Source organism: Stenotrophomonas sp. 05L44_2 (assembly GCF_056665995.1).
In genome coordinates, this window is sequence record NZ_JBFTNR010000015.1 from 1 (window position 1) to 12,945 (window position 12,945).

The window sequence follows — 12,945 nt, forward strand, 5'->3', positions numbered from 1 at the left end:
GCTGGTGGACTATGCAGGACCGCTGGGCCTGCCGGCATTGCGGCAGACACTGCAGCGACGCGCGGCCACGCTGGGCATCGACGCGTCGATGGAGCAGTTGCTGCTGGCCGAATCGGGGACGCACGCGGTCGACCTGATCTGCCGCTTCCTGCTGAAGCCCGGTGACTGCGTGCTGGTCGACGACCCGAGCTATTTCAATTACCACGCGATGTTGAAGGCCCATCAGGTGCAGGCCATCGGCATACCGTACACGCACACTGGGCCGGACCTGCAGGTGTTTGCCAGCGCGCTGCAGGAACACGCACCACGCCTGTACATCACCAACGCCGGGCTGCACAACCCGACCGGCGCGGTGCTGTCGGCGACCACGGCACACCGCCTGCTGGGCCTGGCCGAACACAGCGAACTGATCATCATCGAAGATGACATCTTCGCCGACTTCGAGCTGCGCCCGGCGCCGCGGCTGGCGGCGCTGGATGGATTGTCGCGGGTGATCCATGTCGGCAGTTTCTCAAAGACCATTTCCGCGGCATCGCGCTGCGGCTACATCGCCGCGCGCCCGGACTGGATCGAGGCACTGACCGATCTGAAGCTGGCCACCAGCTTCGGCGGTGGGCACCTGGCTGCGCACCTGATGCAGATCGCACTGACCGACAGTGGCTACCGCCGCCACATGCAGGCGGTGCGCACGCGCCTGGCCGATGCGCGCAAGCACACGCTGCGGCAGGTGCAGAAGCTGGGCATCACGCCATGGCTGCAACCCGATGCAGGGCTGTTCCTGTGGTGCCAGCTGCCCGATGGCCGCGATGCATCGGCGGTGGCCAGGCAGTGCCTGCGCGAAGGCGTGGTGGTGGCGCCGGGCAATGCCTTCAGCCAGTCGCAGCGGGCTGCCGACTACGTGCGCTTCAATGTGTCGCAGTGCCAGGACCCGAAGATCTGGCAGGTGCTTGGGAAGGCGTTGCAGCAGCACAGCTGAAGCATCCGAGTGCGTTATCCTGCCAGCCATCCAGGCAAGGAGCGCCCGCATGCGTCGATGGATCGGCATCACCTTGGTCTGCGGGCTGGCCAGTGGTTGCGTCACCTTCGGGCCACCCGACGGCTCGCTGCAGATCGCTGGCTATGCGCCCACGGATGGCAACTGCCAACTGCAGATCACCGCGCCGGGGGCGTCCAACACGGATGCCGAGCCGGTACAGGGCTATTTTCAACGGCACTTGATGGTTCATTCCAGCAAGCCCGGTCGCGTCGCACTGCTTTGCAATGGCAGGCCGCAGGCCGAACGCAGCTTCCGCTATGGCCGCGACGTGGGGTTCGGCGAGGTTCTGCCGCTTCTTGTTTTCGAACGCAGCGCGCTGGATCTGGGCGGCAGCACGCCGGTCGTACGCATGCGCGCCTTCCAGTCCGACTTCCTGGAATGGAACAAGGCCTCGCTTGCACGGCTGGCAGAGCATGGCCCATCGCGCGGCCAGGCATTGGCCGATGCGTCGTACGCGAAGCTGGTGGAGCACTATGCCCTGCCGGGCACCTCTCGCACTGTCATGCGCCGGCCCAGCGTCGAGTCAGCGCATGATCCGGAAATGGAACAGGTCCTGGCCGTGCAGATCCTCGGCGACGCAGCGTCCATACGTACCGCGCAACAGCGCCGCTCAAGCGTCCGCATCCATGAGTACCGGCTGCAGCGTGTACACGATGACTGGCGATTGACCGGCCTGTATCGCCTGGAAGCAGACGGGATGAAGCCCGCGCTCTGAAAACCCCGGGCTCAATGGGCGAGGTAGGTCTCTGCCGGGATGTCCAGAAGCTCCGGACCCGAAAGCGCGGCGCCCCGCAGATCGGCGCCGGTATTCAAGGCGTTGTCGATCGCATTGAGCGACGAACTGCGCTGGCAGATCGCCCGGAACGCGGCGCGTGGACCTTCGTGGTACATGGCCAGGGCGCGCTGGAGACCGGCAGCGAATACAGGCTCACGGTCGAGCGGCAGTTCATGCAGCTCGCCCTGTGCGTCGGAGGCGGTGAAGGTACCGGGCAGCTGCACGCCCAGCTCCATATGACCGATCAGGGCCATGGCGAAGGCTTCAGGCAACCACACCAGCAGGCGGCGCATCTGCCAGTGTTCGCTGCCGAGCGCGAGCAGCGCCCGCTCGGCCTGCTCCTCATCCACGCCCTCCCGTCCCAGCATTGTCAGCGCCAGTTCGAAGGCTTCCGCCGATGGCATCGCGGGGCTGCGAGGGTCCATTCCCGATCTCTTCAATGCATGCAGGCGCAGACCTTAAGCAAAGGCGGGCCACTGTGCAATCGACACTTGCCGAGCACGGTAAAGTGGATGTTCGCCATTGCCGCAGGAATCCTTCCGATGTCCTTCTCCGATCCCCACGCCGTGGCCCGCTACGCGGAGGGCCCGCTGCGGCAGGTACCAGGTTTCCTCGGACTGCAGCAGATGAGCCACCTGCTGCTGGCCGAACACGTACCCGATGATGGCCAGGTGCTGGTGCTCGGCGCAGGCGGCGGCCTGGAACTCAAGGCCTTCGCAGAAGCGCACCCGCAATGGCGGATGCTCGGCGTCGATCCTGCCGCGCCAATGCTCGCGCTGGCCGAACAGACCCTGGGGCCGTTGATGGCCCAGGTGACGCTGCTGGAAGGCTACATCGACGATGCCCCGCGCACCGTCTTCGACGGCGCCACCTGCCTGCTGACCCTGCACTTCCTCACCGTTGAACAGCGCCTGCACACCCTGCGCGAACTGCGGCAACGGCTGCGCGCAGGTGCGCCGTTGGTGGTGGCGCACCACAGCGTGCCGCAGGACGCGGCCGGCAAGCATCGCTGGCTGCAGCGCTACGCCGCGTTCGCCGAGGCTTCCGGCATTCCACGTGCCGATACACAGCGCGCGGCCGAGGCGATCGCCGAACGCCTGCCGCTGCTCTCACCCGAACAGGAAGTGGCGCTGCTGCAGGAGGCCGGCTTCGAGAACGTGGAACTGTTCTACGCCGGCTTCAGCTTCAAGGGCTGGGTGGCACATGCGCCGGCCACACCGGTATAGCGCCGCGACGCACGCTCATGGCACCACGGTGATGCCGATCCGCTGCATCAGCAGCGCGACCTGCTGCACATCGAGCGTGGCGCCACGCAGGTTGGTGCTGCGCAGGTCCAGTTCGCCCAGTTCGGAGTTGGTCAGGTCGCAATCGGTGAAGTTGGCGGAATTCCAGTCGACGCCATCGAACTGGCCGCCGGACAGGTCCGACCCTGCAAAACTGGCGCCGCTCACGTTGGCACCGTCCCAGCGGTTCTCCCACAGCTCGCACTTCTCCAGCGTCACCCGCGAGAAGTTGGCATAGCGCAGGTTGCTCTTCTTGATGAAGGCACTGCAGAACCAGCTGCGCGTGGTGATCTGGTTCATGAAACTGGCGTTGCTGAAATCGGCACCCTGTGCGCGGCATTCGCTGATTTCCAGCCCCAGCGCCTTGATGAAGTTGAAGTTGCACATGCTGATGTCGCACTGGCGGAAGCTGGCTTCCTTCAACGTGGCACCACTGAAACGGCACCCGGTGCGCGTGTCGGCATCGTAGAAAACGCAGTTCACGAACTCGGTGGCGGTGAGGTCAGCGCCGGAGAAATCGCATTCCAGGAACTGCTGGTCGACCACCTTCTGGCCGGTGAACTGATCGGCGCCGATGCGCAGCTTGTGGTGAACAGTGGAGGACATGCAGGGTTCCGTGCCGGGTGCCTTGCCATGATGCCGCGCTGGAAAGGCGATGGGCAGGACGCGCTCGGGTGGGATTCACCAGCGCTGCAGCCGAAGTGTGTACATCCCACCCTTACGCGCCACCGCCAATACCCGATCTTGCACGTTGATGCATGATTGTGCACACTTCAGGCATGACCTCCGACCCGACACTACCCGCCGAACGTACCCAGTTGATCCTGCAGGAGTTGCGCCAGCAGGGACGCGTGGTCGCCGCCGAACTGGCCCGCCGTTACGCGGTTTCCGAAGATTCGATCCGCCGGGATCTGCGTGAACTGGCTGCCCAGGGCCTGTGCCAGCGCGTCTATGGGGGTGCGGTGCTGCCAGCCCCGAAAGCCGTGCCACTGCGCGAACGGATGACCCAGGACCGCACCGRCAAGGACGAGCTGGCCGCCCGTGTCTGTACGCTGCTGCAGCCCGGCCAGGTCCTGCTGATCGATGCCGGCTCGACCAACCTGGCCATTGCCCAGCAATTGCCGGGCGCGCTGGGGCTGACGGTGATCACCAACGCGCCGCAGATCGCCACCGCCGCAGCGTGGCGGGAGGGCACCACCGTACAGCTGATCGGTGGGCGACTGGCGGCCGGCGGCGGCGCGGTTGGCGCCGAGGCGCTGGCCCAGGTGCAGCGCGTGCGCGCGGATGTCTATCTGCCCGGCCCCTGCGCCGTGGACGTGGACACCGGCGTGTGGGCGATGGATGCCGAGGAGGCCACGCTCAAGCGCGCGATGGTCGCCTGCAGCAGCCGCATCATCGTCGCTGCCACCAGCGAAAAACTGGGCGCGCGGGGCAACTGGCAGATCGCCAGCCTGGATGACATCGACGACCTGGTACTGACCACGTCTGCACCGCCTGCCCTGGCCGCCCGCTTCCGCGCCGCCGGCATCACCGTGCATCCAACACCTCCCTGACCGGATCGCCCATGTCCCTCGTCAACCGACCGCGTGCCCAACAGCACGCGACCCGCGCTGCATTCTTCATTCCCGGCTTCGCTACCGCGCTGTGGGCCACGCTGGTGCCCTTCGCCAAGACGCGTACCGACATCAACGATGCAACACTCGGGCTGGTGCTGCTGTGCCTGGGCGCGGGCTCGCTGCTGGCCATGCCGCTGTCGGGCGTGCTGGCCGCACGGCTGGGCTGCCGCCGGGTAATGCTGGCTACCACGCTGATCATCTGCGCGACGGTGCCCGGCCTGGCACTGGCCGACTCGGCGTGGTTGCTGGGCCTGGTGCTGTTCGTCTTCGGTGCCGGCGTAGGCGCGATGGATTGCACGATGAACGTACAGGCCGTGGTGGTGGAACGCGAAGCGCAGCGGGTGATGATGTCCGGCTTCCACGCGTTCTTCAGCATCGGGGGATTCCTCGGCGCGGCGACCATGACCCTGTTGCTGAGCGCACGCATGGCGCCGGTTGCCGCGGTGCTGCCGGGCGTGTTGATGATGGCGGTGGTCGCGCTGCTGTCGGTACGCCACTGGCGCAGCGAGCGCATCGCGCACGACACGCCGTTGCTGGCCTGGCCACGTGGCATCGTCATGTTCATCGGCGTGCTGGCCTTCATCGCGTTCCTGGCCGAGGGCGCGATGCTGGACTGGAGCGCGGTGTTCCTCACCGACATCCGCCAGGTCGATGCCAGCCATGCCGGCATCGGCTACGTGACCTTCACCCTGACCATGACCGTGGCGCGCCTGTTCGGTGACAGCCTGGTAGAGCGCATCGGCCGGCAGAAGGCGATCGTGGCCGGTGCGCTGCTGGCCTGCGCCGGCGTGCTGGTGCTCACCTTGGTCACGCCATGGCAGGTGTCGTTGGTCGGCTATGTGCTGGTCGGCCTGGGCTGCGCCAACATCGCACCGGCGCTGTTCTCGCTGGCTGGCAGCCAGAACCGGATGCCGCAGGCGATCGCCATCACCRCCGTGTCCACCCTCGGCTTTGCCGGCATTCTTGCCGGCCCGGCGCTGATCGGTTTCGCCGCCAATCACTTCGGCCTCATCGCCGCCTTTGTCGGTGTGGCGATGGCACTGTTGCTGGTGGCAGTGTCGACACGCTGGCTGCGGATGTAGATCTGCATGGCAGGCCGTTGACCTGTCCCTGCAAAGAACCGTGCGCCCGAAGGCGCACGGTTCCACAACACTGCATCGGGCCGAAAACTCAGTAGGAGGAGAATTCCCAGCGCTGGTTCTCTGTGCCCTGGCACATCCACATGTGCACCTTCGAGCCATTGGCATTACCCATGCCAGGGTCATCCAGGCACATGTTGGTCTGCGGGTTGCGGATCTCGCCTACCAGCCGCCAGGACTGGTGCGCGCCACCATTGCAGGACCACATGCGGATCGGATTCCCATCGTGGCTCGCACCGTCAGCCGCTTCCAGGCATTTGCCGCCCAGCCCACGGATGGACCCGTCCGCGCCCAGTTCGAAGCGCTGCTGCGGCACGCCCGTGCAGTCCCACAACTGGACGCGGGTGCCATCCGCAGAATTGGCCCCTTCAACATCCAGGCACTTGCCACCGACACCGACAATCGAGCCGTTGGCGGGATTGAACTCCCACTTCTGGTTGCTGGTCTGCGCATTGCTGTACAGCTGGATCTTGGTGCCGTTGGCGCTGGACGCACCAATGGCATCCAGCACCTTGTTGGCCACGCCGACGATGGATGTGTTGGTGAACTTCCACGACTGATTCCAGTCACCATGGGCGTCGTAGAGCTGGATCCGGCTTCCGTTGCTTGTGCCATAGCCCACGATGTCAAGCACGCGATTGCTGGGCACGCCCGTGATGGTCGACGTATTGGGCTTCACGGTCCAAAGCTGCTGCGCGGTGCCCGGTGTGCAATCCCACACCTGGATGGCCGTGCCTGGCGCGGTGTTGGCGCCCTCGGCATCCAGGCACTTGTTGCCCATGCCGCGGATCTCACCAAAGGTCGGAATGTTGCGCAGGTTGACGGGCGCCGACACCGACCCTTGCGTGAACTGACCATCGCCACTGAACGTCGCCGTGATCGACGCGGTAGTGAAGCCTGCCGGAACGGTGTAGTTGATCGCAACCCTGGCCGGACGGCCGTAGGCGTACTTGTGCGTACAGGCCTGGACGTCACGGATGGCAGCCCAGCACCCCTTGTCCAGGTCGGAAACCGTACCGAGGAACGGCGTGTTGACGGTACTGACCTGCACCTTGCCCACCGCTTGGCCATTGACCTTGAATTCGACGAAGCCACCGATCTGCTCATTGCCTGGAATGTGATACAGCCCGAGTGCTTGGCCATCGACCTGCGCAGACAACTGGATCACCTGCCCCGGTGCCGGCAGCGCATTGGAAACAGACGCTGTCGTTGTGGTTGGAAAGCTGTACAGGCGCGGCAACGATTTGGCCTGAACGCTTGAAGACGCCGCTGCAATTCCAATTGCGAGAACACCCATCGAAACGTAATTCATCCTTGCTCCATTTACGTTGTGTGGAAATCCTATCCAGGGACTACCGTTGCACCCTTGCAAGCATTGAGCCCCTGCACTTCCCTGGCCATCGACATCGGGCCGCAGCCTTCATGGCCAGGAACTCCCGATAGTCTCATACGCGCCAGGCCAACGTCAGGGTGCTACGGCCGCCGACGCCGCACCTTCATCCGCAGACGCCGGTAACCGATCACCGCAGCGGTGGTACACAGTGCCGTGCCAGCCACGCTCAGCAACAGCAGCACGCCCAGCCGCGTGTTCTGCTGACGCAGCGCGGCAGGCAGGTCCCAGCTGTGCAGGAAAGAGAACAGCCAGCGCCCGGCCCGCTCGCGATGCCCCATCGTCAACAGCGGATCGCCGGTCGCCAGATCGATGTAAACGCGCGTGGCCTCGRCATCGCCGAACCACGCCACCGCCACCGGGAAGCGCCGCACCGCCGCACCGTTCATGGCCTCCGGCGCGCGCGCATAGAAGTACGCATCCGGCGCCTGCCGGATCGTGAAACCCTGAATCGGCGCAGCGGACATCGCCTGCACCTTCTGCTTCAGCCATGCCTCCGGCAGCAGCCGTGCGACACGCAGGCGCCCTTCGACGGCCGACACGATGCGGGTATCGCCCTGCCCGTCCAGCAGCACGGCGAACAGTTCGCCACCGATACGTCGCCACTGGATCTCCACCGGCACGAAGCCAACGTCCGTCGATGCAGCCAGCAGCCGGCCGGGCTCGGCCAGTGCGCCCTCCACCGTCACCACGCCACCTCGATAGTGCGCGGTGTCGATCACCACGCCCGTGCTGCTGAACACCCCAAGCGGGTTCATCGACATCAATCCACTGAAGATCCAAGTGAACACGAATGCACTCGCCATCAAGCCGATCAGGTGATGCCAGTGCATCCACGGCTCCTGGTACGGCGTCTTCGACCCTGACCGGTACTGTCCGCGAAACCGCCAGCGCCAGATGCCGACCACGACCCCGCTGATCGCGGCCACGGTGCACAGCGCCGACAGCACGATCACCGTCCAGGTCCATACCGGGTCCACCGACTGCATGCGCAGGAAGTACAGCCAGTGCAACCACGCACCCACATAGTTCCAGCGCTGCTGCAGGCGCGGCGCATCCAGCACGACTTCGCCGGTACGCGAGGACACGTAGACATCTCCGGGCTGTGCACCACCGACGCCGACGCGGTACAACGGTCGATGCGGATCCAGCGCGCGCGAATGCGTCCAGCGATCTTCGTCCAGCGGCATGGCGCCAACGAAGGCAGGGCCGCCGGCGAACTGCGCGGCGGAAACCTCGGCCAACTGCGTCGATACCGGCGGCAATGCCTGTCCGGTATGCGCCGACCACGCGCCCACGTTCGCGCCGGAGCGCACCACGTAGGCGGGCTCGCCACGCAGCGTCGTCAACACGACCCGCTCAGGCGCCTGTCGAACGGCTTCCGGCAACACGGAAAGTGCCTGCCAGCCGCGCGCGTCGACCAATGCGGGCAGCGGGGCCAACCGCTCCGCTGGCGTCAGCTTCGGGTAGCCGACGAACAGCATCACCATGCCGCTGACGAACCACAGCAACATCAGCAGGCACCCGCCGATGCCCAGCCAGCGATGCGTCAGGTAGGTCCAGCGTTTGGCGGTGGATCGCAACGACATGACGTGCGTCCTCAGAAGCGATGGTCGAGGCTGAACTCGACGCGCCGGTCTGCGCCCAGCAGCCACTGCGTGCTGGTGTAGTACGCCGTGGCGTAGTACGCCTTGTCGAACACGTTGAACACGCGTGCGGTCAGCCGTGTGCGCGGCGCGGCCTGCCAGGTCAGGGCCAGGTCGGTGGTGGCGTAACCCGGAAGCTGCAGCGTGTTGGCGTTGTCGGCATAGCGCTTGCCCACGTAACGCACGCCACTGGCCACGCTCCAGTCGGGCTGGAACTGCCAGCTCAACCAGACGTTGGCCAGGCGCTCGGCCACGTTCGGCGGCACGTTGCCATCACGCGAGACGATCACCGCCGGCGTGCCGGTGGCTTCCAGGAAATCCTCGAACCCAGCCCTGAGCACGGTCGCGTTGGCATCCAGCGACCACTGTGGAGCGAAGTTCCAGTTCAACGAAGCTTCGATTCCCTTTGAGGTCTGTGCCCCCACCTGCACCCGCCGGTCGGGCTGCAACGGGTCACGGCTGAGCAGGCCGGTCTTGCGGATGCGATAGGCCGCCAGCGTCCACTCGCCTCCGTCAAAGGCCTGCTTCATGCCAACCTCGACCTGCTTGCCCTTGGCCAGATCAAACACGCCATTGGCCGGGCTGATCATCAACAGGCCACTGACCGGGTCGGCCGCCTGCGAGTACTGCGCATAGAAGGTCAACGAGGGCTGCACCGCGAAGACCGTGCCCGCGCGCCAGCCGGTGCTGTTGTAGGTCCTGGAGAACGCACGCTSGCCGCTGAYCAGGTCRTTGCGGTCGATCGTGGCGCGATCGTGGCGCAAGCCCGCGAGCACCGACCAGCGCTCGCTCAGTTCCAGCCGGTCTTCCACGAACAACGCGACCTGTTCGGCGCTGTTGCGGTAGCGCGGCAGGTTGGGAGCATCGCTGCTGAACCCACCGGGTACTGGGTTGAAAGGATCCACCGGCCCCGAGCTGCCCGCATAAGTGTTGTTGGTGTGCTTGAAATGCGCACGATTGGCATCGAAGCCGACAGCGAAGCTGTTCGGCAGCCCACCTGCATTGCCCAGCAGGCGCAGCGTGGAGGTCAGTCCGGTCTGGTCCTGGTTGTGGGTGATCTGGGTGTTGCCGGAGCGGTCGATCAGGCCCGTGCGCCCGTTGTAGACATAGGCCTCGGCATTGCGCCAGTCGCGCTGGCTGTCGATCTGGTAGACGCGCGTGCGCCATTCCACGTTGTCGTTCGGCGTCCAGGCCGCATCGAGCTGGGTCCAGCGGTCGCGGAAACGGATCACGCTGTCGGCCACGTTGTAGTTCTCGTGGCGCAGCGCGTCCAGCTGCCGCCCGTCGATCAATGGCGTACCGAAGTAGCGCATCGGCTTCTGGTAGCCCTGCGCATGGGTCAGCGTGAACTGCATGTCCGTCCGTGGCTGCCATAGCAGCGCAGCAGAGAACGTAGCGTCGCCGTTCTGGCCGCGATCGACCCACTCGCTGCTGTAGTTGCCGCTGACATCCACGCGGTAGGCCAACACGGGCGTAAGTGCGCCACCGCTGCCGAAGCCCAGGCGCGCAGTATCTTCGCTGCCCACGGTCACGCTGACCTCATTCTCGATGGCGCCGCGCGAAGGCTTCTTCGGCACGATGTTGACCACGCCGCCGATGGCGCCATCGCCGTGGATGACCGAGGCCGGCCCGCGCAGCACCTCGATGCGCTCGATCGACCAGGTATCGAACGGAAAGGTGATGCCCACACCACCGTACTGGCGCAGGCCGTCGTACAGGCGCATCACCGAGGCRCCATCGGTGAAGCCACGGCTGGACAGCGCACTCAGGCCGTTGCCCGGATGGGGCATGGCACTGATCGCGCCAGCGCGGGTGATCGCGTCGTTGAGATTGGAATCGCCGCGCTGTTCCAGCTGCTCGCGCGAGATCACGGTCAGGCTGGCCGGGGTCTGCAGCACACTCAGGCCCAATGCCGAACCGGCGCTGGCAGAGGTGGACAATTCACCACGGCGGGTGTCGACCACGCGCACGGTATCCAGCGTGGTGGGATCCGGCACGTCGGCGCGGGCGGGCGCGGCATGCAGAGCGAAGGCGCACAGCGTCGGCAGCGCCGCCCAGCGCAGGGCGGCGACATTCGGGTTGGTTTTCATTTTTTCACGGCATGCAAGGCCGCCCGGTCAGCCGGGCAGCAAAAAGAAAAGCGCACGCGGTAGCGCCGGGCCATGCCCGGCGACGTCAATCAGCTCGATAACGCCGGGCCATGCCCGGCGGCTTTCGCGTGCGCGGCTCAGACAGCCGCAGCCACCGGTGGCCCACGCGCGCCCAACGTGCCGCATATCCGCTGCGGCAACGCCTGTACCGCACCACGCAATGCGCGGCACACCGGCGCCCTCGGTGCCAACAACAGCAGCACTGCCAACAGCAGCGTGATCAAGCGCGCCGCGATCAGGCAGTAATCGCAGTCCACGCCCATCTCATGATCGGCGTGGGGATCGGCAGCCGGCTTTGGTGCCACTTCGCCGTCCTGCATCGCCATCGCGTGGTGGTCGTGGTGCCCTTCCATCGCGTGCTGTGCATGCATGCTGTGGTCCATGGCCACCACCGGTGTGGCGGCGGCCAGGTGCCCATGCGCCAGCCAGCGGCTCACCAGCGGGGCAAGCAGCACCAGCAGCATGGCAAGCCATGCCAGAGCCTGGAACCGGCGGTGGAGAGCAGAACGGCGCACGCCACCATTCTACGGGGCCACGGCCAACCTTGGGCCCTAGTCGCGGTCTCAACGCAAGCTCTGCGACATCATGACGCAGAGCCAGCTCTCAAAATGTGTACCGAGGAAGAATGCAGGTAAGTTCCCAAGGCAGCGATATCTATATCTCGTCATCACCGACCGGCTGCTTAGCACGGTAGAACATTCTAATCGAACGCTGACGGACTTTTTCTGCCTCGCACTTGGACTGTGCAGTAGCGGGCGCCGCGTATGACTGGGGTCGCGATCCTAGAAAAATCATCATGGAACTTTTCCGGCTATCCATGTTGCTAGCCTCTTCGCGTCTTCCATGACAAGGGGGTCGTCCAACCAATGCGAAACCATGCAATGGCGCATATCCGCCACCCGAACATTAACCAAGCCAAGCGATGAAATGAATGAGCTAATGAAATCATGATGATCACAATGCACGGTGTTCATCAACGCAGCTTCCACTCTTTCCGAATCGTACCCCAACCGCGCAGAGAACCGTTGAACATCTGCACCTATTGAAATTCGAATGGAGTGAACGGGATCAAAATTTGTCGGAAGGTACGCCTCCCCCACCAAATAATCAGAATCATTGGCATTCACTGCCTTGACAACCCTTTTATCGCCATCCAAAACAGAAACCACCTTGCAAATCCTATTATCCGGAAAGGAAGAGCAAAAAGCCCTAACAGCGCCCTCCCCTCCCTTGACAACTGCAACATCAACAAAACCAGAAACGCCAGCCGCCCATTTGTTAATTATCCCCGACACCACTGCCAGCGCGTCAACGTCCTCTACTACTATAAGCAACGTTCTCTCAGTTCTGAGATTTAGTCGAAGCCGCGCCTCCCTCATATTACTTATCAGATCCAAGGTTGGCATACCAGGGACACGACTCTCCGACACCAAGAAGCTATCTTCGCGCCGCAACTGCTCCAACATCTCAACAGAGTGAGTCGTCAATAAAACAACTAAACTTCGCTCATTGGCGATAAATCCTATCGCATCAATAAGTGCAGCCCTGCTTCTCGGAGATAAATGTGAGTCAGGCTCATCCAACAGAACAACACTATTCTTTTGGGCGCGCATAAGCCGCCAAATTACATAGAACGCACAAAGCTCCCCCAAGCCCATTTCGCGAGAGTCATAGGCGACCCCCCTCGCCTTCACTTTGAAATAGGGAATTACGTCGTCTTCCTCGTGACCATCCGCAAGTGCACTTCTTTCCAGCTCAGTCACACCGACAGATTCATAACCAACGCCAGCTACATTCCTAAATAGCCCCAAAGGATCATTCGGCATCAAACGCTCCTCATACTGAGCTACAACATCTTCCTGATCATTAGTCCTTCTAAAAACCCTCAATATATCGGCAACGTCTGACGA

Annotated in this window: 12 protein-coding genes; 5 read left to right on the forward strand and 7 right to left on the reverse strand. The window is 64.1% G+C overall.

Translation table 11 applies throughout. The features are described 5' to 3' along the window. Together AC1VAN_RS00995 and AC1VAN_RS01000 are read left to right on the forward strand one after the other, a co-directional pair. The coding region (locus tag AC1VAN_RS00995; RefSeq protein ID WP_480985106.1) for an aminotransferase-like domain-containing protein at positions 1-976 on the forward strand (976 nt) is incomplete at its 5' end. 49 nt (positions 977-1,025) lie between these two features. Further along, positions 1,026-1,751: a hypothetical protein gene (locus AC1VAN_RS01000; RefSeq protein WP_282279647.1), complete on the forward strand. Its 726-nt coding sequence runs from the start codon at positions 1,026-1,028 to the stop codon at positions 1,749-1,751. 11 nt (positions 1,752-1,762) lie between these two features. On the opposite strand, the gene AC1VAN_RS01005 is transcribed toward AC1VAN_RS01000, so the two are convergent. Beyond that, positions 1,763-2,236, reverse strand: coding sequence for a hypothetical protein (locus tag AC1VAN_RS01005; RefSeq protein ID WP_144435712.1), 474 nt, complete (start codon positions 2,234-2,236; stop codon positions 1,763-1,765). Between the two features lie 117 nt (positions 2,237-2,353). Here AC1VAN_RS01005 and AC1VAN_RS01010 point away from each other — a divergent pair, with 117 nt between their 5' ends. After that, on the forward strand, positions 2,354-3,037 hold the full coding sequence (locus AC1VAN_RS01010) for a class I SAM-dependent methyltransferase (protein WP_100435895.1): 684 nt from the start codon (positions 2,354-2,356) through the stop codon (positions 3,035-3,037). A gap of 15 nt (positions 3,038-3,052) precedes the next feature. Here the strand turns inward: AC1VAN_RS01010 and smqnr are convergent, their stop codons facing one another. After that, the gene (smqnr, locus tag AC1VAN_RS01015; protein ID WP_033830499.1) at positions 3,053-3,700 is read right to left on the reverse strand and encodes a SmQnr family pentapeptide repeat protein; all 648 of its coding nucleotides are present in this window, start codon (positions 3,698-3,700) and stop codon (positions 3,053-3,055) included. 173 nt (positions 3,701-3,873) lie between these two features. Between smqnr and AC1VAN_RS01020 the strand changes: the two genes are divergently transcribed. Next, positions 3,874-4,647, forward strand: a complete 774-nt coding sequence (locus tag AC1VAN_RS01020; RefSeq protein WP_480985107.1) for a DeoR/GlpR family DNA-binding transcription regulator — start codon at positions 3,874-3,876, stop codon at positions 4,645-4,647. Positions 4,648-4,658: 11 nt separating this feature from the next. Next, entirely contained in the window at positions 4,659-5,792 is a 1,134-nt protein-coding gene (locus AC1VAN_RS01025; RefSeq protein WP_480985108.1) for an MFS transporter, read from the forward strand. Between the two features lie 88 nt (positions 5,793-5,880). Here the strand turns inward: AC1VAN_RS01025 and AC1VAN_RS01030 are convergent, their stop codons facing one another. From AC1VAN_RS01030 to AC1VAN_RS01050, 5 genes are all read right to left on the reverse strand, one after another. Further along, the gene (locus AC1VAN_RS01030) at positions 5,881-7,221 is read right to left on the reverse strand and encodes an RICIN domain-containing protein (protein ID WP_235189986.1); all 1,341 of its coding nucleotides are present in this window, start codon (positions 7,219-7,221) and stop codon (positions 5,881-5,883) included. A 101-nt stretch (positions 7,222-7,322) separates the two neighbouring features. Further along, positions 7,323-8,828: a PepSY domain-containing protein gene (locus AC1VAN_RS01035; protein ID WP_480985109.1), complete on the reverse strand. Its 1,506-nt coding sequence runs from the start codon at positions 8,826-8,828 to the stop codon at positions 7,323-7,325. 11 nt (positions 8,829-8,839) lie between these two features. Next, on the reverse strand, positions 8,840-10,975 hold the full coding sequence (locus AC1VAN_RS01040) for a TonB-dependent receptor (protein ID WP_480985110.1): 2,136 nt from the start codon (positions 10,973-10,975) through the stop codon (positions 8,840-8,842). Between the two features lie 137 nt (positions 10,976-11,112). Next, a complete protein-coding gene (locus AC1VAN_RS01045; protein ID WP_442251308.1) occupies positions 11,113-11,499 on the reverse strand; it encodes a DUF2946 family protein in 387 nt (128 codons plus the stop codon). Between the two features lie 330 nt (positions 11,500-11,829). Next, a partial coding sequence (locus tag AC1VAN_RS01050; RefSeq protein ID WP_480985111.1) for an AAA family ATPase occupies positions 11,830-12,945 on the reverse strand: 1,116 nt, incomplete at its 5' end.